The 25,289-nt window shown below is 60.9% G+C and carries 25 protein-coding genes and 1 riboswitch; of the genes, 8 read left to right on the forward strand and 17 right to left on the reverse strand.

The genetic code is table 11. The features are described 5' to 3' along the window. Positions 1–33 precede the first annotated feature (33 nt). A riboswitch (cobalamin riboswitch) is annotated at positions 34–264 on the reverse strand. Between the two features lie 164 nt (positions 265–428). Then, complete coding sequence (locus tag QRN70_RS07260) at positions 429–1,013, forward strand: hypothetical protein (RefSeq protein WP_285416652.1); 585 nt, start codon at positions 429–431, stop codon at positions 1,011–1,013. A 66-nt stretch (positions 1,014–1,079) separates the two neighbouring features. Next, the gene (locus tag QRN70_RS07265; protein WP_285416653.1) at positions 1,080–2,393 is read left to right on the forward strand and encodes a PQQ-dependent sugar dehydrogenase; all 1,314 of its coding nucleotides are present in this window, start codon (positions 1,080–1,082) and stop codon (positions 2,391–2,393) included. A 55-nt stretch (positions 2,394–2,448) separates the two neighbouring features. Here QRN70_RS07265 and QRN70_RS07270 read toward each other — a convergent pair whose 3' ends face one another. The 5 genes from QRN70_RS07270 to QRN70_RS07290 all read right to left on the reverse strand — a co-directional run bounded on the left by QRN70_RS07270 (position 2,449) and on the right by QRN70_RS07290 (position 7,127). Further along, complete coding sequence (locus tag QRN70_RS07270) at positions 2,449–2,988, reverse strand: C40 family peptidase (protein WP_285416654.1); 540 nt, start codon at positions 2,986–2,988, stop codon at positions 2,449–2,451. Positions 2,989–3,206: 218 nt separating this feature from the next. Continuing rightward, complete coding sequence (locus QRN70_RS07275; RefSeq protein WP_285416655.1) at positions 3,207–3,827, reverse strand: C40 family peptidase; 621 nt, start codon at positions 3,825–3,827, stop codon at positions 3,207–3,209. 223 nt (positions 3,828–4,050) lie between these two features. Next, the gene (gene hda, locus QRN70_RS07280; protein WP_285416656.1) at positions 4,051–4,755 is read right to left on the reverse strand and encodes a DnaA regulatory inactivator Hda; all 705 of its coding nucleotides are present in this window, start codon (positions 4,753–4,755) and stop codon (positions 4,051–4,053) included. A gap of 207 nt (positions 4,756–4,962) precedes the next feature. Beyond that, on the reverse strand, positions 4,963–6,036 hold the full coding sequence (locus QRN70_RS07285) for an AI-2E family transporter (protein ID WP_285416657.1): 1,074 nt from the start codon (positions 6,034–6,036) through the stop codon (positions 4,963–4,965). A gap of 32 nt (positions 6,037–6,068) precedes the next feature. Next, the gene (locus QRN70_RS07290) at positions 6,069–7,127 is read right to left on the reverse strand and encodes a DUF2066 domain-containing protein (RefSeq protein WP_285416658.1); all 1,059 of its coding nucleotides are present in this window, start codon (positions 7,125–7,127) and stop codon (positions 6,069–6,071) included. 385 nt (positions 7,128–7,512) lie between these two features. Here QRN70_RS07290 and purM point away from each other — a divergent pair, with 385 nt between their 5' ends. From purM to QRN70_RS07305, 3 genes are read left to right on the forward strand one after another with little or no spacing between them, the layout of a single operon-like run. Further along, complete coding sequence (gene purM / locus QRN70_RS07295) at positions 7,513–8,571, forward strand: phosphoribosylformylglycinamidine cyclo-ligase (protein WP_285416659.1); 1,059 nt, start codon at positions 7,513–7,515, stop codon at positions 8,569–8,571. Beyond that, entirely contained in the window at positions 8,571–9,221 is a 651-nt protein-coding gene (gene purN, locus QRN70_RS07300; RefSeq protein ID WP_285416660.1) for a phosphoribosylglycinamide formyltransferase, read from the forward strand. Before purM ends, purN begins: the two co-directional genes overlap by 1 nt. 8 nt (positions 9,222–9,229) lie before the next feature. Beyond that, positions 9,230–9,943 (forward strand): DUF3108 domain-containing protein, encoded by a 714-nt coding sequence (locus QRN70_RS07305; protein ID WP_285416661.1) that lies wholly within the window; start codon positions 9,230–9,232, stop codon positions 9,941–9,943. Positions 9,944–10,022: 79 nt separating this feature from the next. On the opposite strand, the gene QRN70_RS07310 is transcribed toward QRN70_RS07305, so the two are convergent. After that, positions 10,023–11,648, reverse strand: a complete 1,626-nt coding sequence (locus QRN70_RS07310) for a methyl-accepting chemotaxis protein (protein ID WP_285416662.1) — start codon at positions 11,646–11,648, stop codon at positions 10,023–10,025. Between the two features lie 138 nt (positions 11,649–11,786). Continuing rightward, positions 11,787–12,809, reverse strand: a complete 1,023-nt coding sequence (locus QRN70_RS07315; protein WP_285416663.1) for an amidohydrolase family protein — start codon at positions 12,807–12,809, stop codon at positions 11,787–11,789. A 153-nt stretch (positions 12,810–12,962) separates the two neighbouring features. Here QRN70_RS07315 and QRN70_RS07320 point away from each other — a divergent pair, with 153 nt between their 5' ends. Continuing rightward, positions 12,963–13,379 carry an OsmC family protein gene (locus tag QRN70_RS07320; protein WP_285416664.1) on the forward strand — a complete coding sequence of 139 codons (417 nt, stop codon included), beginning with the start codon at positions 12,963–12,965 and terminating at the stop codon, positions 13,377–13,379. Positions 13,380–13,440: 61 nt separating this feature from the next. After that, a complete protein-coding gene (locus QRN70_RS07325; protein WP_285416665.1) occupies positions 13,441–14,304 on the forward strand; it encodes a pirin family protein in 864 nt (287 codons plus the stop codon). Between the two features lie 158 nt (positions 14,305–14,462). Here the strand turns inward: QRN70_RS07325 and QRN70_RS07330 are convergent, their stop codons facing one another. From QRN70_RS07330 to QRN70_RS07345, 4 genes are all read right to left on the reverse strand, one after another. Then, positions 14,463–15,191, reverse strand: a complete 729-nt coding sequence (locus QRN70_RS07330) for a dienelactone hydrolase family protein (protein WP_285416666.1) — start codon at positions 15,189–15,191, stop codon at positions 14,463–14,465. A 67-nt stretch (positions 15,192–15,258) separates the two neighbouring features. Next, the gene (gene htpG, locus QRN70_RS07335; RefSeq protein ID WP_285416667.1) at positions 15,259–17,163 is read right to left on the reverse strand and encodes a molecular chaperone HtpG; all 1,905 of its coding nucleotides are present in this window, start codon (positions 17,161–17,163) and stop codon (positions 15,259–15,261) included. Positions 17,164–17,223: 60 nt separating this feature from the next. Further along, positions 17,224–17,697, reverse strand: a complete 474-nt coding sequence (locus QRN70_RS07340; protein ID WP_285416669.1) for a PaaI family thioesterase — start codon at positions 17,695–17,697, stop codon at positions 17,224–17,226. Beyond that, positions 17,694–18,170, reverse strand: coding sequence for a PaaI family thioesterase (locus QRN70_RS07345; RefSeq protein WP_285418045.1), 477 nt, complete (start codon positions 18,168–18,170; stop codon positions 17,694–17,696). The genes QRN70_RS07340 and QRN70_RS07345 overlap by 4 nt, the downstream gene beginning before the upstream one ends. 158 nt (positions 18,171–18,328) lie before the next feature. Between QRN70_RS07345 and QRN70_RS07350 the strand changes: the two genes are divergently transcribed. Further along, on the forward strand, positions 18,329–18,565 hold the full coding sequence (locus tag QRN70_RS07350; RefSeq protein ID WP_007962865.1) for a hypothetical protein: 237 nt from the start codon (positions 18,329–18,331) through the stop codon (positions 18,563–18,565). Between the two features lie 76 nt (positions 18,566–18,641). Here the strand turns inward: QRN70_RS07350 and QRN70_RS07355 are convergent, their stop codons facing one another. The 6 genes from QRN70_RS07355 to lpdA all read right to left on the reverse strand — a co-directional run bounded on the left by QRN70_RS07355 (position 18,642) and on the right by lpdA (position 25,264). Beyond that, positions 18,642–19,043: an MAPEG family protein gene (locus QRN70_RS07355; protein ID WP_285416670.1), complete on the reverse strand. Its 402-nt coding sequence runs from the start codon at positions 19,041–19,043 to the stop codon at positions 18,642–18,644. Next, positions 19,043–19,780: a DUF599 domain-containing protein gene (locus QRN70_RS07360; protein ID WP_285416672.1), complete on the reverse strand. Its 738-nt coding sequence runs from the start codon at positions 19,778–19,780 to the stop codon at positions 19,043–19,045. Before QRN70_RS07360 ends, QRN70_RS07355 begins: the two co-directional genes overlap by 1 nt. Positions 19,781–19,957: 177 nt before the next feature. Further along, a complete protein-coding gene (brnQ, locus tag QRN70_RS07365) occupies positions 19,958–21,271 on the reverse strand; it encodes a branched-chain amino acid transport system II carrier protein (RefSeq protein ID WP_285416674.1) in 1,314 nt (437 codons plus the stop codon). A gap of 306 nt (positions 21,272–21,577) precedes the next feature. After that, positions 21,578–22,462: a succinate--CoA ligase subunit alpha gene (gene sucD / locus QRN70_RS07370; protein WP_007959025.1), complete on the reverse strand. Its 885-nt coding sequence runs from the start codon at positions 22,460–22,462 to the stop codon at positions 21,578–21,580. Next, entirely contained in the window at positions 22,462–23,628 is a 1,167-nt protein-coding gene (gene sucC, locus QRN70_RS07375) for an ADP-forming succinate--CoA ligase subunit beta (RefSeq protein ID WP_285416675.1), read from the reverse strand. The genes sucD and sucC overlap by 1 nt, the downstream gene beginning before the upstream one ends. A 199-nt stretch (positions 23,629–23,827) precedes the next feature. Further along, entirely contained in the window at positions 23,828–25,264 is a 1,437-nt protein-coding gene (lpdA, locus tag QRN70_RS07380; RefSeq protein ID WP_285416676.1) for a dihydrolipoyl dehydrogenase, read from the reverse strand. Positions 25,265–25,289: the final 25 nt, after the last annotated feature.

Below are 25,289 nucleotides of genomic sequence, written 5' to 3' on the forward strand. Positions count from 1 at the left end.
AGACGGCAACAAGCCTGGCATCGCCCACCGTGATGCCGCTGGATGGATCAGGCCGGTCTCCGGGCTCATGAGCGGCGTTGGCCGGGCTGCGCGCCTTCCCGCATCATCTGGATGCAGTGACATAAAGCGCAGCTTTCACTCATTTACCGTTGCGGGGGCAGCGCCGGGATCGTGGTGGCGCTTCGTTTGAAGAGCACCCTCACCGGCTTCCCTGTTTCACTCTGTCGACCTGCGTCACAGAGCACCTGAAACAAGCGGCGAAGGTTAGAGGGTTGGGGGTGGAGCGTCAATTAAAGAGGGCCGGGCGTGCAGCGAATAACTGCCGTCGATCAATTATCCGACGCCAATCTTGTGCCACACTGCCAGCAGTGATATCAAAGAGCCACATCCTCACATCCTCACACCATCACAAGAACAAGGTGAGCCCCATGCAAGGCATGATCATCAGCAACCCGCGCCTGGAATTCCTGCGCCCGGTGCTGGAACGCTGGTTTGACTGTATCGACCGCTACAACGCTGTGCGCGGCGACAACGACACGCCGTACTGGCATGACGAGAAAGCCAATCTCGGCCTGCTGTCGGCGGCAGCCTGGATGGCCGAACTGGTGACCCTGCGCGATACCGCCACGCGCAAACAGACCGAGGACGGCGAGCGCAATGCCCGCGCCGATCTGTTTGTCGCCGGTGCCGAGGATCGCGCCTTCATCCAGGCGACCCAGCGCTGGCCGCGCGTCAACAACCTCAACCTGACCCAGGCCCTGCTGGACATCACAAGCGATGCCAGGCGCATCAGCTACGCCAGCGATCTCAAGCTCGGCTGCCTGTTCGTCGCCCCGCAAAAGGCCCAGCACAGCGCCAGTCCCGAGGAGTTGCAGGATATGGTCGACGACCTGCAGAAAGAACACACCTGCGCCGTCGCCTGGTATTTCCCTTACGCCTACCGCAAATTGCGCAGCGAGGCCGGCAACTATCATCCGGGCATCGCCGTGCTGTTCAAGGAAGCGCGCGGTTGAGCGGTTGAACCATCGGGCACGCGCACTTCTCTATGATTAGGAATGCATTCATAGGGAAGATCAGCAATGCGCAAGCCCCAGCTCGTTATCGTCATCGCCCTGGCCGGAGGGCTCGCTGCCTGCGGTGAATCCTCCAGCCTGCAAGTTTCCGACGGCACCGGCGCCTCGCCGAAACTGCCCGAACCGAACAAGACCCTGATCCCGACGGTGAATATCGCCCCGGCGGTCGGCTGGCCGGCGGGTGGCAAACCGACCGCAGCCGCCGGCACCCAGGTCGCGGCGTTTGCCGACAACCTCGACCATCCGCGCTGGCTCTACGTACTGCCCAACGGCGATGTGCTGGTGGCGGAGACCAATGCGCCGCCCAAGCCTGACGACAGCAAGGGCATCCGTGGCTGGGTGATGAAAAAAGTCATGGGCCGCGCCGGCGCCGGCGTACCCAGCCCGAACCGCATTACCCTGTTGCGCGATGCCGATCACGACGGCGTCGCCGAAACACGCACGGTATTCCTGCAAAACCTCAACTCGCCGTTCGGCATGACGCTGGTCGGCAATGACCTGTACGTGGCCGACACTGATCGCCTGCTGCGTTTTCACTACGAACCTGGCGCGACCGAAATCAAGTCACAGCCGATCAAGGTCGTCGACCTGCCGGGCGGCACCCTCAACCACCACTGGACCAAGAACGTCATTGCCAGCAAGGACGGCAACAAGCTCTACGTGACGGTCGGCTCGAACAGCAATGTCGGCGAGAACGGTCTGGATCAGGAGGAAGGCCGCGCAGCGATCTGGGAAGTCGATCGCGCCACCGGCAATCACCGGATCTTCGCCTCGGGCATTCGCAACCCCAACGGCCTGGCCTGGGAACCGCAAAGCGGCGCGCTGTGGACGGCGGTCAACGAGCGTGACGAAATCGGCAGCGACCTGGTGCCGGACTACATCACTTCGGTCAAGGACGGCGCGTTCTACGGCTGGCCGTTCAGCTACTACGGCCAGCATGTGGATGTTCGCGTCGAGCCGCAGAATCCGGACCTGGTGGCCAAGGCCATCGCCCCGGACTACGCCGTCGGCCCGCACACCGCCTCGCTGGGCCTGACCTTCGCCGAGGGCAACACGTTGCCGGCGCAATTCAAGGAAGGCGCATTCATCGGCCAGCACGGCTCGTGGAACCGCAAGCCGCACAGTGGCTACAAGGTGATTTTCGTGCCGTTTACCGGCGGCAAACCGAGCGGACAACCGGTGGATGTGCTGACCGGTTTCCTCGACAAGGATGAAAATGCGCTGGGGCGCCCGGTGGGCGTGGTGATCGACCAGCAAGGCGGCCTGCTGGTGGCCGATGACGTGGGCAACAAGGTGTGGCGAGTGTCGGCGGCGAAATAAGCTGACCGAACAGCAGAAAGCCGTGTGGGAGCGAGGTGACTCGCTCCCACATTTTTTACGGGTTGTGCGCCAGATGCTCCGGCTGCAGCACGCGCTTGGCGCTCAGATAGGCTTTCTGCCAATAGGCCTTGGACAGGCTGTCGAGCTTCACCGTGCCGCCCGTGGCCGGCGCATGAACGAAGCGCCCTTCCCCGACGTAGATCCCCGCATGACTGACCTGCGAGCCGCCGTTGGTGGCGAAGAAGATCAGATCGCCGGTCTGCAGGCCTTCCTTGCCGACATTCGGTGCCTGCATGACGATCATCTCGCGCGTCGAGCGCGGCAGGCTGATGCCGGCGGCGTCGCGGTAAACGAAACCGATCAGGCCACTGCAATCGAAACCGGAGTCCGGGGTGTTGCCGCCCCAGCGATACGGCGTGCCCACCAGGCCGAGCGCGCGGAACAGCACGTCTTCGGCAGCAGGGGAAAAGGCCTGGGAAGGCCCGAATACCACCGGTGCGCGAACGACCGGCGCCGGCGGCGGGGTGCGACTGGCGCATGCGCTGAGCAGCGCGGCGAAACACATCAAGGCGAGGAGGCGGGCCGACATCGTCATATGCAGAACATCCTGATCTGGGCTGCGGCTTTGACTGCCGATTCGACAGAAACAAAACCGCCTGCGTTGGGACGCAGGCGGTTTGCCATCAATATAGATCTGGATTCTAGCGGCTACGCGGCAAACTTCAAGTAAGACTTTAACTTCACCTTGTAAAGTTTAGGTCTATTGCCCTTGAAGCGCCGTTTTGTCGCCATGGAATGGCGACAAGGCGGGGATTACTTGCGCGCGGTGACGACCGTTGGCGCGTTCGCCAAAGCCCGTTTGGCTTCGATGAAGGTCTTGCTCCAGTAGCTGTCACCCAGGCTGTCGATGCGAACACCGCCGCTGCGACGACTGCTGGAGTGGATGAACTGGTTGTCACCCAGGTAGATCCCGGCGTGACTGACGCGACCGCGACGACCGTTGGTGGCGAAGAACAGCAGGTCGCCCGGCTCGAGGTTGCTGCGCGATACCAGCGGCGCGTCCACGTTGATCATTTCGCGAGTGGACCGTGGCAGGTTCATGCCGGCTTCTTCGCGGAACAGGTAACCAATGAAACCGCTGCAATCGAAACCGGCTTCGGAGGTACCACCGAAACGGTAACGGGTACCGATCAGGGACATGCCGCGTTCGAGGATGCTGTCGGCCAGAACCGGAAGCTGGTAAGGCTTCTTGCCGTTGAAGTCGGCGAGTTCTTTTTCGGTGTCCAGCTCTTCCTGGTAGATAACGGAAGACTGGGCAGTGGCAGAATTCTTGACCTGTTGAGGCTGCTCTTGGTTAACAGGTGAATGAGCAGCGCAACCGAACAACAGGGTAACGAGTGCGAGAGGCACGAGGGGTGCGAAGCGCTTTAGCATGGGCACGACCGTGGCTGAAGTTGTAAAGAAGCCGAGACTATGCCCGCTATCGACCTCATTTGCAAATTCAATCGATCTTTTTGTGACTTCTCGGTTTCTCGTTTACATCTAAGCGCTTAAGCCCATTTCAACCGATACGCAGCCTGCGCGATGCACAGGAAAGCGGGTTTTCTGGCGCCTGGAATCTGCCGAAACCCGCTGAAAGCCGCGTGCCCAGCGGGTTTCACCAGCCCAGGGTTTCTTTCAGGAAAGGGATGGTCAGCTTGCGCTGGGCCTGTAAGGACGCCTGATCGAGCTGCTCGAGCAGATCGAACAGGGCACTCATGCTGCGGGTACCGCGAGTCAGAATGAAATGCCCGACTTCATCGGTCAGGTGCAGACCGCGACGCGACGCACGCAATTGCAGGGCACGCAGTTTGTCTTCGTCGGAGAGTGGGCGCATCTGGAAAATCAGCGCCAGGGTCAGGCGCGATTTCAGGTCGGCGAGTTTCACCGGCAGCTCGCGCGGCGAGGTCGACGCGGCAATCAGCAGACGCCGGCCGCTGTCGCGCAGACGGTTGAACAGATGAAACAGCGCCTCTTCCCAGTCAGCCTTGCCGGCGACCGCCTGCAGATCGTCGAGGCAGACCAGCTCATACTGTTCAAGGTTGTCGAGAATTTCGATGCCGCGATCCATCAACTCGGCCAGCGGCAGATACACCGCCGGCTCACCCATCTGCTCGAAACGCAGGCATGCGGCCTGCAACAGGTGCGTACGCCCTACCCCGTGCTTGCCCCACAGGTAGATCAGGCTTTCGGTCCAGCCGGCGTCGGCTTCGCATAGACGCTCGACATAGCCGAGTGCAGCGGCATTGGCGCCTGGGTAGTAGTTGATAAAGGTGGCGTCGTCACGCAGACGCACACCTAGGGGCAGCTGAATCGGTTTCATGCTGACTGAACAGTTCTCAAGGAACCGTTAGTGGCCTCTGTGTAAAGTGTGCGAAGTTTATACCCGTGAGACGGAGCGCACAATGCGACAGACTCCAAGCAAAATCAAAGGTTTGCGTTAACACACTGGTTTCATGACAGTTTCTCTGACGCCGCGCGTGCACAACGCGGGCCAACCCGGTGCCTGCCGGGTCGCCCGCTGCCGAGACTACAACTGCGGATCATCCACACCACTATAGATGTCGGAGTCCTTGTATACGTCGTGCACATGGCGCACCAGTACCATGATCACCGCCGCGACCGGCAGCGCCAGCAGCACCCCGGTGAAGCCGAACAACTCGCCGCCGGCGAGAATCGCGAAGATTACCGCCACCGGATGCAGGCCGATGCGGTCGCCCACCAGCAACGGCGTCAGCACCATGCCCTCCAGTGCCTGGCCGACCATGAACACCGCAACGATCCCGATCATCGGATACAGGTCGCCGCCGAACTGGAACAGCCCGGCAACCAGTGCCGAACCAATACCGATCACGAAGCCCATGTACGGCACGATGGCCGCCAGGCCGGCGATCAGGCCAATCAACAGCCCCAGTTCGAGGCCGACGATCATCAGCCCGGCGGCGTAGATCACCCCCAGCGCCAGCATCACCAGCAACTGCCCGCGGACGAAAGCGCCCAGCACTTCATGGCATTCGCCGGCCAGTGCCACCACGCGTTCTTCGCGATCGCGTGGCAGCAGACTGCGGATCTTCGCCATCATCACGTCCCAGTCGCGCAGCAGATAAAAGCTCACCACCGGAATCAGCACCAGATTCGCCAGCCAGCCGATCAGCGCCAGGCTCGATGCAGTGGCCTGGCTCAACACCACGCCGACGATGTCGGTGGTCTGGCCCATGTGCTCGCTGATCGCGGCCTTGACCTTGTCGAATTTCCAGAACCCGTCCGACAGCCCCAGCTTCGACTGCGCCCACGGCACTGCCGTGTGTTGCAGCCAGTCGAGCATCTGCGGTGCCAGCTCATACAAACGCAGCAACTGCTTGGCGAGCATCGGCACCAGCACCAGCAGCAGCGCCGTGACGATCAGGGTGAACAAGGCAAACACCGCAATCACGCCCCAGGTGCGCGACAGGCCGAGCCGCTCCAGGCGATCCACCAGCGGGTCGAACAGATAGGCGAGCAACAGCGCCACCAGGAACGGCGTGAGAATCGGGTGCAGCAACCAGACGAACGCGCAAAGCAGGACTACCCCACCGAGCCAGAACCAACGCCGTGTATCGGCCATGTAGCCTCCTGCTTTCTATATAAGGAAAAACGTTACCAGCGGAACCGCAACGACGGTGCAACCGGCGTCGGCGCTGGCGCTGCGACAGGCGCCGCCCCCGCCGTGGCCGGCTGCGGTGCCGGTACCGGCGTGGGCGCTTCGGCCGGCAGCTCCTGCAACTTCGCCAGCGACAATTGCGCGCGCAACTGATCGGCGCTGCCGTTGACCCGATAGACGATCCGGTCGCCGTCGACACTCTGCACGCGCACGCCAAACGGCTCGAGCATGCGCAGCAGCGCCGCGTAGTGCTCCAGATTCATGCCCTGCACTTCCAGGGTCTGCTGCCCCGACGCGCCGGGCTTGGCGACGAAGCGCGGCGCCAGACGCTCGGCCACCGCCAGCATCACGGCATCGGCCAGGGCGGCCTGATCGGCGCCCTGCACGCTGCCGGCCTCTTTCTGATCGCCGAGCCACAAGTGCCATTTGCCTTGCCACTGCCCACCCTCTTCACGGGCGTGCACCGCCAGCAACGCATCGGCGTTGTAGCGTTCGGAGGCGGCGCGCAACGGTGCCGGATCGCTGCCTTCGAGCGTCGGCGCAGTGGCCACCAGTTGCTCGCTCAGATCCGCCAGAGGCAGACGCAACGGCAGGCCGCGATGCTGGGCGGCACGGCGCAACGCCGCGGCACTGGCCTGGCCGTCACCGACCAGGCTCGAGCCTTCGGTGGAATCGTTCAGCCACCAGCCGAGGATCGACGGCCGATTGCCACCCCACAGCGCCAGCCCGGCGCGGCGCAAGGCCTGCTCGGTGGTGCCCGGATCGAAATCGACCTTGAGCACTTCCGGCGGCCCGGCGTCGAAGCCGTACTGGCTGATGATCTGCTGCGGATCCTTGCGAATCGCCGCCAGCCCGGGGTTCTGCGGGGCTTTCGGGTCGCCGGTCAGACGCAGCACCAGCGTGTCCAGTGCCGCCTGCGTGGCCCGGTCGCGCTCTTCCGGCGCCTGGCTCGTGACCGGCTGCCGCACTTGATAGAGGCCCTTGAGGTTTTCCGCGTGACTGGCCAGGCTGACCAGCGACAAACATCCCACAACCAACAATTTGCAAAAACGCATGGAGAATTCCCGTCGACAAGAGCGGCTGGAACAGGCCGCGTGAACCGGTTGAGCAAGCCTGTGACCACGGGGCGTTGCAAAACATTCACACGCGGGCGGTAAGTTTTTCCTTCGTCCTAACGATAGACGGTTAATCGCGACACCTTATACAGGCAGCCGCGCTGTCGGCCACCGGCGCAATTGGAAAATTTTTCCGGCGATATGCCCCTGCCCGTCGGCGTGAGGATGGCCGCTGCCCCTCAAGCCTGATAAAATCGCGCGCCTTCGCAGACCGGCAACAGCCGGGCACCCCGAACTTCGCGTGAGGCAATCGCCCCTGGCGAATTCGGCGTTCCCGCTGAACTCGGTCGTTACCCCTGAATCCCCTCCCCTAAAGGCCTGGATCATGAGCAAGCAACCCTCCCTGAGCTACAAGGACGCCGGTGTAGACATCGACGCCGGTGAAGCATTGGTCGAACGCATCAAGAGCGTCGCCAAGCGCACTGCGCGCCCGGAAGTCATGGGCGGCCTGGGCGGTTTCGGCGCCCTCTGCGAAATCCCGGCCGGCTACAAGCAGCCTGTGCTGGTTTCCGGCACTGACGGCGTCGGCACCAAGCTGCGCCTGGCACTGAACCTGAACAAACACGACAGCATCGGCATCGACCTGGTCGCCATGTGCGTCAACGACCTGGTGGTGTGCGGCGCCGAGCCGCTGTTCTTCCTCGACTACTACGCTACCGGCAAGCTCAATGTCGACACCGCCGCTCAGGTTGTCACCGGCATCGGCGCCGGCTGCGAACTGTCCGGCTGCTCGCTGGTCGGTGGCGAAACCGCTGAAATGCCTGGCATGTACGAAGGCGAAGACTACGACCTGGCCGGCTTCTGCGTCGGCGTCGTGGAAAAAGCGGAAATCATCGACGGCTCGAAAGTCGCCACCGGTGACGCCCTGATCGCCCTGCCGTCCTCCGGCCCGCACTCCAACGGCTACTCGCTGATCCGCAAGATCATCGAAGTGTCCGGCGCCGACATCGAAAACACCCAGCTCGACGGCAAGCCATTGACCGACCTGCTGATGGCCCCGACCCGCATCTACGTCAAGCCGCTGCTCAAGCTGATCAAGGACACCGGCGCGGTCAAGGCCATGGCCCACATCACCGGTGGCGGCCTGCTCGACAACATCCCGCGCGTACTGCCAAAAGGCGCGCAGGCGGTGGTTGACGTGGCCAGCTGGACTCGCCCGGCGGTCTTCGACTGGCTGCAAGAGAAAGGCAACGTCGACGAGACTGAAATGCACCGCGTGCTGAACTGCGGCGTGGGCATGGTGATCTGCGTGGCCCAGGAGCACGTCGAAGTCGCCCTGAATACCCTGCGTGACGCCGGCGAACAGCCTTGGGTCATCGGCCAGATCGCTGCCGCTGCCGAAGGCGCTGCTCAGGTCGAGCTGAAAAACCTCAAGGCTCACTGATGTCCCAGACCTGTGATGTCGTGGTGCTGTTGTCCGGCACCGGCAGTAACTTGCAGGCCCTGATCGACAGCACGCGGACCGGCGACAGCCCGGTCCGCATCGCTGCGGTGATTTCCAACCGCGCCGACGCCTACGGCCTGCAACGCGCCAGGGACGCGGGTATCGCTACCCGCTCGCTGGATCACAAGGCTTTCGAAGGTCGCGAGACCTTCGATGCCGCACTGATCGAACTGATCGACGCCTTCAACCCCGCACTCGTGGTACTCGCCGGCTTCATGCGCATCCTCAGCGCCGGCTTCGTGCGTCACTACCAGGGCCGCCTGCTCAACATCCATCCGTCGCTGCTGCCCAAGTACAAGGGGCTGCACACCCATCAGCGCGCGCTGGAGGCCGGCGACGCCGAACACGGCTGTTCCGTGCACTTCGTCACCGAGGAACTCGATGGCGGACCACTGGTCGTACAGGCAGTAATACCGGTAGAGTTGCACGATTCGCCGCAGAGTCTGGCGCAACGGGTTCACGCTCAGGAACACCTGATCTACCCGCTGGCCGTACGCTGGTTTGCCGAAGGACGGCTTACCCTCGGCGAGGAAGGTGCTTTACTGAATGGCCAGCCATTGCCGGCCAGCGGTCACTTGATTCGAAACTAGGAGATATTATGCGTCGCGCCCTGCTCTTCGCTTGCGCTCTGCTCGCCCTGCCCTTTGCACAGGCGGCAGACCTTCAACCGTTCTCCGCCAGCTACACCGCCGACTGGAAGCAGCTGCCCATGAGCGGCACCGCCGAACGCAGCCTGACCAAGGAAGCCAACGGCGTCTGGAAACTCAGCTTCAAGGCGTCGATGATGATCGCCAGCCTGACTGAAGAAAGCACCCTGACCCTGGACAAGGACACCCTGCTGCCACAGTCCTACCACTTCGAACGCGGTGGCCTGGGCAAGGCGAAAAAGGCTGACCTGGACTTCGACTGGGCCAACAAACTGGTGACCGGCACCGATCGCGGCGACGCGGTGAAGATTCCGCTCAATCGCGGCATGGTCGACAAGTCCACCTACCAGTTGGCGCTGCAGCATGACGTGGCCGCCGGCAAGAAAAGCATGAGCTATCAGGTAGTCGATGATGGCGAAGTCGATACCTACGATTTCCGTGTGCTGGGTGCCGAGAAAGTCGACACCAAGGCGGGCAAGATCGACGCCATCAAGGTCGAGCGTGTCCGCGACCCGACACAGAGCAAGCGCATTACCGTCCTCTGGTTCGCCAAGGACTGGGATTACCTGCTGGTTCGTCTGCAACAGGTTGAAACCGACGGCAAGGAGTACAACATCATGCTCCTCGACGGCACGGTCAACGGCAAGACGGTCAAAGGCAGCTGACCCGCCGCTACACCGAAAGCCCCGCACATGCGGGGCTTTTTTGTGCCTGGCGTTTTTCCCAATGCCTGCTGGGACAGGCTCAGACCGAGAACTTCGCCACCATATTGTTCAGTTCCACCGCCAGCCGCGACAGCTCCTGGCTCGCGGCACTGGTCTGATTGGCGCCGGCCGAAGTCTGCATCGCCAGGTCACGAATGTTCATCAGATTGCGGTCGACCTCCCGCGCCACGGCCGCCTGCTCTTCCGAGGCACTGGCGATCACCAGGTTGCGCTCGTTGATCAGGGTGAATGCCGAGGCGATTTCCTCCAGTGCCACGCCGGCGGCCTTGGCCAGCTCCAGGGTCGAGCGCGCACGGACGTTGCTTTGCTGCATCGAACTGACCGCCGAATCGGTGCCCTGCTGGATGCCACCGATCATCTGCTCGATTTCCTGGGTCGATTGCTGCGTACGGTGGGCCAGCGCCCGCACCTCGTCGGCCACCACCGCAAAGCCGCGCCCGGCATCGCCGGCGCGAGCCGCTTCGATTGCCGCATTCAGGGCCAGCAGGTTGGTCTGCTCGGCAATCGAACGGATCACATCCAGGACCTTGCTGATGCTGTAGACCTTTTGCGCCAGATCCTCGACCTGCACGGCGTTGGCGGTGACGTCGTCCGCCAGCGACTCGATGGACGACACGGTCTGGCGCACCTGCTCGCGACCATGCTGGGCAATGCGATCCGACTCGCGCGAGGCCTCGGACGTCGCCACCGCGTTACTCGCCACCTCCTCCACCGCCGCCGTCATCTGGTTCACTGCGGTCGCCGCCTGCTCGATCTCCAGACTCTGCTGGTGCAACCCGCGCGTCGCGTCTTCGGTGACGCAACTGAGCTCCTCGGACGCCGAAGCCAACTGGCTGGACGATTCGGAAATCCGCCGGATCGTGTCGCGCAGATTGTGCTGCATGCTTTTCAGTGCATCCAGCAGCCGCGCCGGCTCATCCTTGCCGGTGACACGGATGTCGCCAGTCAGGTCGCCAGCGGCCACGACTTCGGCGACCCCCAGCGATTGCGCGAGGGGCACGACGATGCTGCGGGTCAGCCACACAGCCAGGCCGATGGTGATCAGCGCCGTGATGCCGATCATCACCCCGACCCACACCCGCGAATTGATAAACACCAGCCGCGCAGCCTCCGTCGCCAGGTTGGCGTTGTGTTTGTTCAGCTCCACCAATTCACGCAGGGTCACGGCGATGTCGTCGGCCAACGGGCTCATCTGGGCGTTGAGAATGGCCGCTGCTTCCTCCACCCGGCCCTGGGCCGACAACGCCATCACCTGCGCCTGCAACTCCAGGTACTTGTGCTCGGCAACCTTGAAGCGATCGAACAGCGCGCGCTCCTCGGGCAACACGATCAGCACGTCATAACGCTGCTGCGCCTCACTGAGCACTCCGCGCAGGTCATTGAGCTTGGCCACATTCTGCTCCAGCGCCTGCGGATCGCGGTTGAGCAGCAGGCGCATGGTCAACGCACGCAGGCGCAGCATGTCCTGGCTCATCTCGCCGACAGCCATCACGCTGGGCAGCCAGTTGTTGTCGACTTCATCGGACTGCGCACGCATGTTGGACATTTGCAGCAGGGCGAACGCCCCCAGGGCGAACACCATCAACGCCAGCAGACCGAAGCCGAGTCCGGCGCGCGGGGCAATATTGAGACTACGGATACTCATTGCTCTGGTTCCTTCCAAAAGCGCTGCATCAACCCTGCAGCTGGTTGCTTTAGAAGGTATCGGCCCGGGGAAAAATTGCGTAAGACCAAAACGTGATATCAAAAGGCCTTAATACTTCGAATGCCTGGCATGAACGATTCAGCGCTGGTCGCCGGACTTGAGCGCTGATCGCGGCAGGATCGCCAGGAAGTTATCCCGCGCGACTTTGTTGGCGACCTCCTCCGGCAACGCATCGAGAAACGGCTGAAAGCTGTGCATTTCCTGACCGAGCTTGTTGAAACGCCCGACCACATCCGAGCCAAGCATAAAGCGCTGCGGGTAAAGCTCCACCAGCGCCAGCCATTCCCGGCGTGGCGTGCCCTGTTCGTCCAGCAGATACGGCGTGAGCATGCTCCACGACAGATCGATAAACAGATTCGGGTACGCCTCGAGCAGGCGCGTGAGGGTCGGCAGGAGGAAATCCAGCTGCGTCTGATGCCGATGGATCTCGGCACTTGTACCCGCGTGCGCCCAGATGAATCGCGTATGCGGATGATTGCGCAACGGCTCCTCGATTTCCTTCAGGTACAGAGGATTTTTCTCACGCTTGGAAGTGATGTTGGAATGCAGCATCACCGGCAAGTCATTTTCCGCCGCCAGGTGATAGATACGGGTCATGGCTTCGTTATTGGCTCGCGGCGTGTCGCCGGAGGTGAGTGCGGTGAGATCGTCATGACGGGTGAAGACCTCGCCGATGCCCTGCCACAGCCCCGGATACAGGTCGAGCATGCGCTGGATGTGCGCGGCGGAGTTCTTGTCATTGGGATTGAAGCCCGAGAGAAAGGGATGGAAATGCGCGCGCTGCTCGGGCGTCAGTTTCTGCACCGCGTCGGCGACGATAACGTCCGTGGCGCTGTACCAGTAGGCGTCGGCGTCATCGCCGGCGTAGTAGCGCGGGCGCTTCGGCTCGTCTTCGTGCCATTTCTTGGCCACGGGAATCCCGGAAATCATCACGTGCTCGATGGCATTGTCCCTCATGGCCGTCAGCAGTTTCGGCATGCCAGCGGTTTCCTGAAAAAAATCCACGTAGTGCAAGTGCGCGTCGCTGTAGGTGTATTCCCGGGCATGGGCTGCGCCGGCAACGAACAACAGACTGGCAAGGCTTAAACGAAACAGGGACACAAGTAATCTCCGGCAAGTGCGCCTAGCCTAGACCCCGACCCGACAACAAGGGTTCACCCTGCAGGAAAGTGGAACGCGCTTCTGTGGGAATGCTCTATAACTGCAAGGTCTTGTTTGATCGACTGACTTTTTCCTACTGCTTGCGAGGTTCCCATGACCGTTACCGTCAATACCGTCTCCGCCGAAGGTTTGCGTCACTCCGTACAGATCGATGACCACGAATTGTTTGCCGACGCACCGAAAACAGTCGGCGGCGAAGGCTCGGCGCCCGAACCGCACGATTATTTCGACGCCGCCCTCGGCGCGTGCAAGGCACTGACCCTGAAGATGTACGCGAAGAAAAAGGACATCCCGCTGACCGGCGTCGGTGTGGAAGTCAAACGCGACAACAGCGAAGAGCAGAAAGGCAAGTACGCCCTGCACGTCACCCTCACGCTCAAGGGTGTGTTGACCGACGCCCAGCGTGAAGAGCTGCTGCGGGTGGCCGATCGCTGCCCGATCCACAAGCTGATGACCACCAGCGAAGTGACCATCGAAACCCACGCTCCACAAGGCTTCGACAGCCAGTAATCACCCTCTTGCCAGCGGCGGGTTATGCTTCTGGCATCACCCGCCCAGCCTGGAATGCACCATGGACACGCACCCCCTGATCATCCGCCCGCGCGCCGAAGACGTCGAAGGCCAGCCGATCCTGCGCCCGCTGCCGTCGGCCAAATGCCGCAGCGTCGGGCCGTTCGTGTTTTTCGACCACATGCTCGAAACGGTTTATCCGCCGGGCAAAGGCATGAATATCCGCCAGCACCCGCACATCGGCCTGTCGACCCTCACCTATCTGTTTCAAGGCCAGATCCAGCACAAGGACAGCCTGGGCTCGGATCAGGTGGTCAACGCCGGCGACGTCAGCTGGATGACCGCGGGCAGCGCCATCGCCCACGTCGAGCGCACGCCTGCGGCACTTTGGGATCAAGGGTTCACAATGCATGGCTTGCAGATCTGGCTCGCCTCGCCCCAGGCTCATGAGCAGGGCCCGGGCCACTACAGTCATCATCCAGCGGCGACGTTGCCGGTCAGCGAGAACCTCGGCGTGCAGATCCGGATGATTGCCGGGTCAGGCTTTTGCCTGGAATCGCCGGTGCCGGTGCTTTCTCCTACGTTGTACGCCGAAGTGAAGATGCAAACGGCGACCACCCTGCTGATCCCCACCGAGCATGAAGAACGCGCGGTGTATGTGTTGAGTGGTGATGCGCAGTTGAATGGCGAAGCGATCGAGCCGCATGCGCTGGTGGTGTTGCCGGTTGGGGAAGAGATGAGTCTGTTTGCCGACAGCGATGTCCATGCCGTGGTATTCGGCGGCGCGCCACTGGACGGCCCGCGGCGGATCAACTGGAATTTCGTCGCCAGTGATCCGGCAGCCATCGATGAGGCGCGACGCAAGTGGGCATCCGGCGATTGGCCGACGGTGCCGGGGGAAGTCGAGCGGATCGAATTGCCTTAGCGCTGTGTCGCCTGTCAGTCAGTCATCGCTGGCAAGCCAGCTCCCACAGTATTCGCGTCGTCTGCAGCATTTGAGTCCGACGAAAAAACTTGTGGGAGCTGGCTTGCCAGCGATGAGGCCAGATCAGGCACCGACCGAGTCAGTGCCTGACTGCACAATCAGCCCTTGAACACTTCGTCGAGCAAGTCATGCATCGACTTGAACGCCCGCGCAGCGGTCTTCGCGTCGTACATCATTTTGCCCGGCACATTGGCGTGCGGATCGGTGAACGAATGCACTGCGCCGCCGTAGCTCAGCAACTGCCAGTCGACATTGGCCGCATTCATTTCAGCTTCGAAGGCCGGCAACTGCTCCTTCGGCACCAACGGGTCGGATGCGCCGTGCAGCACCAGCACCGAACCCTTGATGTTCTGCGCGTCCGCCGGGTTCGGCGAGTCCAGCGTGCCGTGGAACGACACCGCCGCTTTCACCGGCGCACCGGTACGCGCCAGATCCAGGGCACAGCAACCGCCGAAGCAGAAACCGAACACCGCCAGTTTCGTCGTATCGACAGCGGCCTCGCCCTGCTGCTGCAATTGCTCGAACGCCGCCTGCAGGCGCTCGCGCAGCAGGGCCCGGTCGTTCTTCAGCGGCATCATTGCCGCGCCAGCCTGATCCGCATTCTGCGGACGCACTGCCTGGCCGTACACGTCGGCAATCAACACCACGTAGCCCTTGGCCGCCACCGACTTGGCGATCTCTTCCGCCCCGGCGCTGACGCCCATCCAGTTCGGCGCCATCAACAGGCCGGGGCGCGCGCCCTTGTGCTCGGCGTCAAAGGCCAGGCGACCTTCATAAGGCTGGCCGTCGATCTGATAGACCACGGAACGTACAGTGACTTGGCTCATTTCTGACTCCTGAAGGGTAAACACCAGAATGAAAAAACCCGCCGAAGCGGGTTTTTATGCAACGTGATCAGGCTGACAGCTCAACCAGCAGCTTGTTCAGACGGGTCACATAGGCGGCCGGGTCTTTCAAGCTTTCGCCAGCCGCCAGCGCGGCTTGATCGAAGAGGATGTGCGACAGGTCGCCAAAACGCTCCTCGCTCTGCTCGCCGTCGAGTTTCTCGATCAGCGGGTGGCTCGGGTTGAATTCGAAGATCGGCTTGGAATCCGGCACTTTCTGCCCGCTGGCTTCGAGGATCTGGCGCATTTGCAGGCCCAGGTCCTGTTCGCCGATGGCCAGGATGGCTGGCGAGTCGGTCAGACGATGGGACACGCGAACCTCGGCAACGGAATCGCCCAGCGCAGTTTTCAAACGCTCGACCAGCCCCTCTTTGGACTTGGCGACTTCTTCTGCCGCCTTCTTGTCCTCTTCCGAGTCCAGCTTGCCCAGGTCGAGGTCACCGCGTGCCACGTCGACGAAGCTCTTGCCGTCGAATTCGCTGAGGTAGCTCATCAGCCACTCGTCGATGCGGTCGGTCAGCAGCAGCACTTCGATGCCTTTCTTGCGGAAGACTTCCAGGTGAGGGCTGTTCTTGACCTGCGCGTAGGTTTCGCCGGTGAGGTAGTAGATCTTGTCCTGACCTTCCTTGGCGCGTGCCAGGTAGTCGGCCAGACCGACGATTTGCTCGCCGTCGGTGCCATGGGTCGATGCGAAACGCAGCAGACCGGCAATCTTTTCCTTGTTGGCGAAATCTTCTGCCGGGCCTTCTTTCATGACCTGACCGAAGTTCTTCCAGAAGCCCTTGTATTGCTCAGGCTCGTTTTTCGCCAGTTTTTCCAGCATGTCCAGCACGCGCTTGGTCAACGCGGTTTTCATCGAATCGATGATCGGGTCTTTCTGCAGGATTTCCCGCGACACGTTCAGCGACAGGTCGTTGGAATCGACCACGCCCTTGATGAAGCGCAGGTACAGCGGCAGGAACGATTCGGCCTGATCCATCACGAACACGCGCTGCACGTACAGCTTCAGGCCTCTCGGCGCTTCGCGCTGGTACAGGTCGAACGGGGCGCGGCCCGGCACGTACAGCAGCGAGTTGTACTCAAGCTTGCCTTCGACCTTGTTGTGGCTCCAGGCCAGCGGGTTTTCGAAGTCGTGGGCGATGTGCTTGTAGAACTCCTGGTATTCCTCGTCCTTCACTTCAGTGCGCGGACGGGTCCACAGGGCACTGGCGCGGTTGACGGTTTCCCACTCGGCCGCCGGCGCTTCTTCGCCTTCGGCAGGTGCGACGTCTTTCGGCAGCTCGATCGGCAGCGCGATGTGGTCGGAGTATTTCTTGATGATGTTGCGCAGGCGCCAGCCATCGGCGAACTCGTCTTCACCGGCCTTCAGGTGCAGGACGATGCGGGTGCCGCGCTCTGGCTTGTCGATCGTGGCGACTTCGAACTCGCCCTCGCCTTTCGACGACCAGTGCACGCCTTCGCTGGCCGGGGTGCCGGCACGGCGGCTGTACACGTCAACCTTGTCGGCAACGATGAACGCGGAGTAGAAACCGACGCCGAACTGACCGATCAGGTGCGAATCCTTCTTCTGGTCGCCCGACAGGTTTTTCATGAAATCGGCGGTGCCGGATTTGGCGATGGTCCCCAGGTGGGTGATCACATCGTCGCGGTTCATGCCGATGCCGTTGTCTTCGAGGGTGACGGTCTTGGCGTCCTTGTCGAAGCTCACACGGATTTTCAGGTCAGCGCCACCTTCGAGCAACTCAGGCTTGGCCAGGGCTTCGAAGCGCAATTTGTCGACGGCGTCAGAGGCGTTCGAGATCAATTCGCGAAGGAAGATTTCCTTGTTGGAATACAGCGAATGGATCATGAGGTGCAGCAGTTGCTTCACCTCGGTCTGGAAGCCCAGGGTTTCCTTTTGAGTTTCCACACTCATGGTCATCAAACTCCAATCAGATGGCATTGGCCGCGACCCAGATGGTCGGCGGCGGGTTGTTCACTGAGTTGGGGGCGCTGTTGAGGATTTCAAGGGCTCGTCGATTTTGAAATGGGCCCGGGCCGTGGCGATCGGCTCGCTTTCGGTCGATTGCCATGCAGAGACCGCGACGTTGGCCACGCGGCGCCCCTGACGGCAGACCTGACACTTGGCCCAGGTGTCGCGAAACTGCCCGGCGCGCAGGTAATCGAGGGAAAAGTCGATGATTTTCGGCACCCCCGGCGCTCCGGTGAAGATCAGCAGGTGCAGCGCCGCCGACAACTCCATAAACCCGGCGATCACCCCGCCGTGGATCGCCGGCAATAAAGGGTTACCAATGTTGTCTTTGTTCGCCGGCAGCTTGAACAGCAGCTCATCGCCAACCCGGGAACATTCGACGCCGATCAGCCCGGCATAGGGGATCAATTGCAGCAGGGGCGCGTAATCACCCTTGGCATGCGCGTCCTGCAATTGCTGCTTGAAGTCGCTGCTCATTGTCCGCCCCCTTTGATCGCGCCGGCAAAACCCTTGGTGCCCTTGAGGCCCCTGCCCATGCGCATGAAGGTGCCGACGACGTGGGCGATCGGCTGCTGGGGATCATCCTGATAGGCAAAGCCGCGAGCGAAAATCACATCAGTGGTGACGCGATAGCATTGTGCGAAGCCATAGACGTCCTTGTGCGGCTCGGCGGCGTGCATGTAGTCGATGCGCAGGTCGAGGGTCGGGCACACCTCGAATTCCGGCAGCACGCAGAGGGTCGACATGCCGCACGCGGTGTCCATCAGCGAAGTAAGGGCGCCGCCGTGAATGACACCCGTCTGCGGGTTGCCGACGATTTGCGGGCTGTACGGCAGCTTCACCGTCAGCCCCTCGCTACTGGCGCTGTGGACGGTCAAACCGAGCACCTGACAATGGCGCAAGGCCGAAAGAAATCGCGTTGCGCGCTCAAAAACGGGGTTTTCAGCCATTTGATAATTACTCTCGTTAAAGCCTTTTGCCAGTAGTGAGAAATACGGCAAAAGTTCCACTGAAAAACAAACTTATATATCTGAACAAAATGAGGAACTTAACCTTTGGCCTCACGCTCTTAAGGCCAGTAGTTATTTTCCATAAGGAGAAACACCCCATGCGTAAGACTTTAGCTATTGCCTTGATGTTGACCGCTTCCCTCGGTCTCGCTGCCTGCGATAAAAAATCCGAGGACAAAGCTCAAGATGCCAACCAACATGCTGAGCAAGCTCAGCAAGACATGAACAAAGCTCAGGATAAAGTGAACGACGCAGCAAAAGAAAACGCCGAAGCTGCCAAAGCTCAGGCTGAATCGAATCAAGCTGCTCAGGAAGAAGCTGCCAAGAAGCAATAATTGCGACTTGCTGCAGAAAAAAGAAAACCCGCCAAGTGCGGGTTTTCTTTTGCCTGTGATTTTTCACCCGGGCCGCTTAGAGCAACACGGTTCTAAAAGTCGGACTAATCATCAACAGCAAAGAGCATATCAGGCCGACCAGCCACATCAGGCTGCGCAGCGATGGTTTATCAGCCAGGTAAAACCACAGGTAGAGAATCCGCGCGATCACAAAGATGATCGCCAGGGCATCGATCAACCAGCCTTGGGTTTGTGTGGTGTGCGCCATCAGCACGCCGACGGCAAACAGAATGAACGCTTCGATGCTGTTTTGATGCGCCGCCAGTGCCCGCGCACCATAGCCAGTGAGTTGCGCCTGTTGTTGGCGCGGCAGGTGATTGTTGTAACCACCCTGCTCTTTCATGGCCTTGCCCACCGGAATCCGCGCAATGTAAATCAACAATGCACTGATAAACACACACCAGAACGGAATACTCATCAAGCCGCCTCTTTGTTGACTTCGGGCAATGGTGCCTCTGTAGGGGTATAGACCATCACGTCGAGAACGTCGGAATGAAACTCGCGGCGATACAGCACCAGCACGACGCCGGCACTCATCAACATGAACAACCACGGGCTGACGAACCAGGCCAGCATGCTCATGCCGAAGTAATAGGAACGCAGGCCGAAGTTGAACTGGTTGGCCGCCATCGAAATAACCCGCGCCGCCCGCGAAGCAAAGGCTTTGCGCTCTTGCTCCGAGACATGTCGCTCGCCAATCATCGGCGCCGAGCCGATCAGGATCGCGGCGAAGTTGTATTGGCGCATGCACCAACTGAAGGTGAAGAACGCATAGACGAATACCAGCGCCAGGCACAGCAACTTGATCTCCGACATGCCCTGGGAAGCCTGTTGCACCATCGGGATGTCCGCCAGTAACGACACCGCCCGCTCGGATGCACCGAGCACGGTGAGAATACCGGCCAGGATGATCAGGGTGCTGGAAGCGAAGAACGAGGCGTTGCGCTCGAGGTTGCCGATCACGCTGGCATCGGCGATGCGGTTGTCACGCAGCAGCATGCGGCGCATCCAGTCTTCGCGATACAGATGCAGCACGCTGGCCAGGCACGCGGTGTCACGGCCCTTCCAGGTGGCATAGCGGGTATAACCGCCCCAGCAGATGACAAACCAGAGTGCGGCGAGCAGATGGATCAGGTTGGCTTGGATGAACGACATGCAATTCCTTGTGATGAAAAGCGGTCAATCGGACACCTGAGGGAAATCAGGCAACCTTTCGACGTTGGCTCAGGGAAAAAGACACTGCCAGACGACCATAAAAAATGCCCCGTATCGATTGATACGGGGCATTTCCGTTTAACCGCGCAGGACCCGCTTGTGGCAGGTCCGGCAGCCTTACGCCATGGCTTCGCTGCGCTTGCCCAGCAGGCGGTCGCAAATCACTGCAACCACCAGGGTCATCACGCACGGCACCAGCCACGCCAGGCCTTGCTCGCTCAGCGGCAGATGCGCCAGCTGCGATGGCATCCAGTCGGCCAGACCGGCGCCTTTCAACGCGTCGACAGTGCCGAACAGGAACGACACCAGCATCACCGGGCCGAGGATTCGGCCGTGCTCATGCCAGAAGTCCTTGCAGAAGCTCAGGGCTACCAGAACGATGCAGGGCGGGTAGATGGCGGTCAGCACCGGGATCGAGAACGCGATCAGCTTGGTCAGGCCCAGGTTGGACACCAACAGCGAGAACGCAGCGAGGATGATCACCAGGGTCTTGTAGGACAGTGGCAGCACCCGGCTGAAGTACTCGGCGCAGGCGCAGGTCAGGCCTACCGCCGTCACCAGACATGCCAGGGAAATCAGCACCGCGAGGAAACCGCTGCCCAGCGAACCGAAGGTGTGTTGCACGTAGGCGTGCAGCACGGCCGCGCCATTGGTTGCACCGGCCGCCACTTCATGACTGCCCGAACCGAGGCGGAACAGGCTGATGTACACCAGTGCCAGGCCAACGCCGGCGATCAGCCCGGCGATGATCGCGTAACGGGTGATCAGCGCTGGCGACTCGACGCCACGGGAACGGATCGCGTTGACAATGACGATGCCGAACACCAGGGCGCCGAGGGTATCCATGGTCAGGTAGCCATTGATGAAGCCCTGGGAGAACGGTGCCGCAACGTATTCCGGGGTAGCCACGCCGATATCACCGGCCGGCAGCGCGAACGCGGCGATGCCGAGTACGGCCAGGGCGATGATTTTCAGCGGTGCGAGGAAACGCCCCACGGTGTCCAGCAGACGCCCGGGATACAGCGAGATGAAGAACACCAGCAGGAAGTACACCGAGCTGTAGAGGAACAGCGCCAGCGGGCTCTCGCCGGTCAGCGGCGCCAGACCCACTTCGAACGATACGGTCGCGGTGCGCGGCGTGGCGAACAGCGGGCCGACCGCCAGATAGCACGCGGCAGCGAGCACGCCACCGGCGATTTTGCCGATCGGGCTGCTCAGCGCATCCATCGCCCCACCGACCTTGGCCAGCGCGACGACAGTGATCACCGGCAGACCGACCGCGGTGATCAGGAAGCCCAGCGCCGCCATCCAGACGTTGGGTCCGGACTGCAAGCCGACGATAGGCGGGAAGATGATGTTGCCGGCCCCGACGAACAGGGCGAATGTCATAAAGCCAAGTGCCAGGATGTCCTGACCTTTCAAAACTTTCATTAAGGAAATACCACACTACTGAATCGGAATTTAGAGGGGGATTTCCCTGTGGGGTGAGGGAAATGCTGTCAATCCGTATGGGACTGACCCGTTTAGCGCGTTGCATACCTTGTGGGCGGCAGACGCAAAAATGGCTGCTAGCCTAACGAATTTGCCTGACAAACGCACTGTTTGAGGGCGAACTATCCGATACGCGACGTGTCCGTGTCGCGTTTACGCATCTATTTTTCCTTTCAAAGCCAGCAGAACGACAAAGGCCACCCGAAGGTGGCCTTTGTTGGCTGGAGCTGAAAAGTCAGCCGAAGCTTACTTCTTCACTTCCCAACCGGTCAGCTCGGCCAGGGCCTTGCCGATGTCTGCCAGCGAACGCACGGTTTTCACGCCTGCGTCCTGCAGTGCAGCGAATTTCTCGTCTGCAGTGCCTTTGCCGCCAGAGATGATTGCGCCAGCATGGCCCATGCGCTTGCCCGGAGGAGCAGTCACACCTGCGATGTAGGAAACAACCGGCTTGGTCACGTGAGCCTTGATGTAGGCCGCCGCTTCTTCTTCAGCCGAACCGCCGATCTCACCGATCATGACGATCGCTTCGGTCTTCGGGTCTTCCTGGAACAGCTTCAGGATGTCGATGAAGTTCGAACCCGGGATCGGGTCACCGCCGATGCCGACGCAGGTCGACTGACCGAAACCGGCGTCAGTGGTCTGCTTCACAGCTTCGTAGGTCAGGGTGCCGGAACGGGAAACGATACCGACCTTGCCTGGCAAGTGAATGTGACCTGGCATGATGCCGATCTTGCATTCGCCCGGAGTGATCACGCCTGGGCAGTTAGGGCCGATCAGGGTAACACCCAGCTCGTCGCACTTAACTTTCGCGTCCAGCATGTCCAGGGTAGGAATGCCTTCGGTGATGCAGACGATCAGCTTGATGCCGCCGAAAGCCGCTTCCAGGATCGAGTCCTTGCAGAAAGGAGCCGGAACGTAGATCACGCTGGCGGTGGCGCCAGTGGCTTCTACTGCTTCTTTCACGGTGTTGAACACAGGCAGGTTCAGGTGAGTGGTGCCACCTTTGCCTGGAGTCACGCCGCCAACCATTTTGGTGCCGTAGGCAATGGCTTGTTCGGAGTGGAAAGTACCCTGCGCGCCGGTGAAGCCCTGGCAGATGACTTTGGTGTCTTTATTGATCAGGACGCTCATTACTTGCCCTCCGCAGCTTTAACGACTTGTTGAGCAGCGTCGGTCAGGCTGGTAGCAGCGATGATGTTCAAACCGCTTTCTGCCAGTACTTTAGCGCCCAGTTCAGCGTTGTTGCCTTCGAGACGAACAACAACCGGGATTTTCACGCCGACTTCTTTCACGGCGCCGATGATGCCTTCGGCAATCATGTCGCAGCGAACGATGCCGCCGAAGATGTTGACCAGTACTGCGGCGACATTGCTGTCGGACAGAATGATCTTGAAGGCTTCGGTCACGCGCTCTTTGGTAGCACCACCACCTACGTCGAGGAAGTTGGCTGGCTTGCCGCCGTGCAGGTTGACGATGTCCATGGTACCCATGGCCAGGCCGGCACCGTTGACCATGCAGCCGATGTTGCCTTCCAGCGCTACGTAGTTCAGTTCGAACTTGGCAGCGTGCGCTTCGCGCGGATCGTCCTGCGACGGATCGTGGAAAGTCTTCAGCTTAGGCTGACGGTACATGGCGTTGGCGTCGATGTTGATCTTGGCGTCCAGGCAGTGCAGATCGCCGTCAGCCTTGATCACCAGCGGGTTCACTTCCAGCAGAGCCAGGTCGTGATCCTTGAACAGCTTGGCCAGACCGGTGAAGATCTTGGCGAACTGAGCAACCTGCTTGCCTTCCAGACCCAGCTGGAATGCCAGCTCGCGACCCTGGAATGGCTGAGCGCCAACCAGTGGATCGATAGTGGCTTTCAGAATTTTTTCTGGCGTGTCGTGAGCGATTTTCTCGATGTCCACGCCGCCTTCGGTGGAAGCCATGAACACGATGCGACGGCTCGAACGGTCAACGACAGCGCCCAGGTACAGCTCTTTAGCGATATCAGTGCACGATTCAACCAGGATTTTGGTGACTGGCTGGCCGTTGGCGTCAGTCTGGTAAGTCACCAGACGCTTGCCCAGCCACTGCTGTGCGAAGGCTTTGGCGTCTTCTCTGCTGCGAACCAGCTTGACGCCGCCCGCTTTACCGCGACCACCGGCGTGAACCTGGGCTTTGACAACCCACTCGCTGCCGCCGATTTTGTCGCAAGCTTCTGCTGCTGCTTCCGGGGTGTCTACTGCGTAACCAGTGGAAACTGGCAGGCCGTATTCAGCGAACAGCTGCTTACCCTGATACTCGTGAAGATTCATGCTTTTTACCGTCTTCGTTAGGTACTGCGCATTCGGCGCTGCGCTCGTTTGAGTGCCGCGCCACCTGTGACTGCTGCTTGCGTAGCCTTTCCGGATACCCGGTGCAGCTACGCAAGACTGCGTCCAGCGGACATTCCGCGGTGAGACTTGCTCGCAAGGCTCACGACGGGCCGTTACCGCCGTGGTTTCTTATTGTCTGTTAACGCTTCTTGCGGTTGGCAATGTGGATGGCGCCGCCATTCACTGCCAAAGCAGCTTCGTGCAAGGCTTCAGACAGGGTCGGATGGGAGAAAACCATCATGCCCAGGTCTTCAGCGCTGGTGCCGAATTCCATACCGATCGCGCCCTGCTGAACCAGTTCTGCAGCGCTCGGGCCAATCACGTGCACGCCCAATACGCGGTCAGTCTTGGCATCGGCGATGACCTTGACGAAACCACCGGTATCGTTGGCGGCCATGGCACGCCCGGAGGCGGCGAACGGGAAGGTGCCGACGTTAACTTCAACGCCTTCAGCTTTCAAGGCCTGCTCGGTTTTGCCAACCCACGCGATTTCCGGGTGAGTATAAATAACCGAAGGGATCAGGTCATAGTTCATCTGGGCTTTGTGGCCCTTGATGCGCTCGACCACCATGATGCCCTCTTCCGAGGCTTTGTGAGCCAGCATCATGCCGCGCACCACGTCACCGATGGCGTAGACGCCCGGTACGGTGGTGGCGCAATGATCGTCAACGTGCACGAAACCGCGCTCGTCGAGGGTCACGCCGCTGTCGGCCGCCAGCAGATCAGTGGTCACCGGACGGCGACCAACGGCTACGATCAGCTTGTCGAAAGTAATGGTCTGTTCGCCGTTGGCGTCGGTGTAGTTCACCACGACTTCGTCGCCGTTCACTTTCGAACCGGTGACGCGAGCGCCCAGCTTGATGTCCAGACCCTGTTTGGTCAGGGTTTTCAGTGCTTCCTTGGATACCGCGGAGTCGGCGGCCATCAGGAAGGTGTCCAGGGCTTCCAGGACAGTCACTTCTGCACCCAGACGCGACCAAACCGAACCCAGTTCCAGACCGATCACGCCAGCGCCGATCACGCCCAGACGTTTAGGTACGGCCTGGAATTCCAGGGCGCCAGTCGAATCGACGATGACGTTCTGGTCGACCGGAGCCGGTGGAATGTCGATCGGACGCGAACCTGGCGCCAGGATGACGTTTTCCGCTTCGATGACTTCAACCGAACCATCCGGCTTGGTCACTTCGACTTTCTTGCCGGCCAGCAGCTTGCCGTGGCCCTGGATCGAAGTCACGCCGTTGGCCTTGAACAGGGTGGCAACACCGCCGGTCAGGTTCTTGACGATGCCGGCCTTGCGGCCAACCATCGCGGCGACGTCCATTTTCACTTCGCCGGTCGAAATACCGTGAACGTTGAAGCTCTCTTTGGCTTCCTTGTACTTCCAGGAGCTGTCGAGCAGCGCCTTGGACGGAATGCAGCCGACGTTCAGGCAAGTACCGCCGAGGGCTTGCTTGCCTTCAGCGTCTGTGTACTTCTCGATGCAGGCAGTGGTGAGACCCAGCTGCGCGGCCTTGATGGCAGCTACATAGCCGCCAGGGCCGGCACCGATCACTACTACGTCAAATTTCTGCGACATTCAAAAAATCCTCTTTAGCAACAAA

The sequence above is a fragment of the Pseudomonas sp. efr-133-TYG-5 genome (assembly GCF_030209175.1).
Classification (GTDB): domain Bacteria; phylum Pseudomonadota; class Gammaproteobacteria; order Pseudomonadales; family Pseudomonadaceae; genus Aquipseudomonas.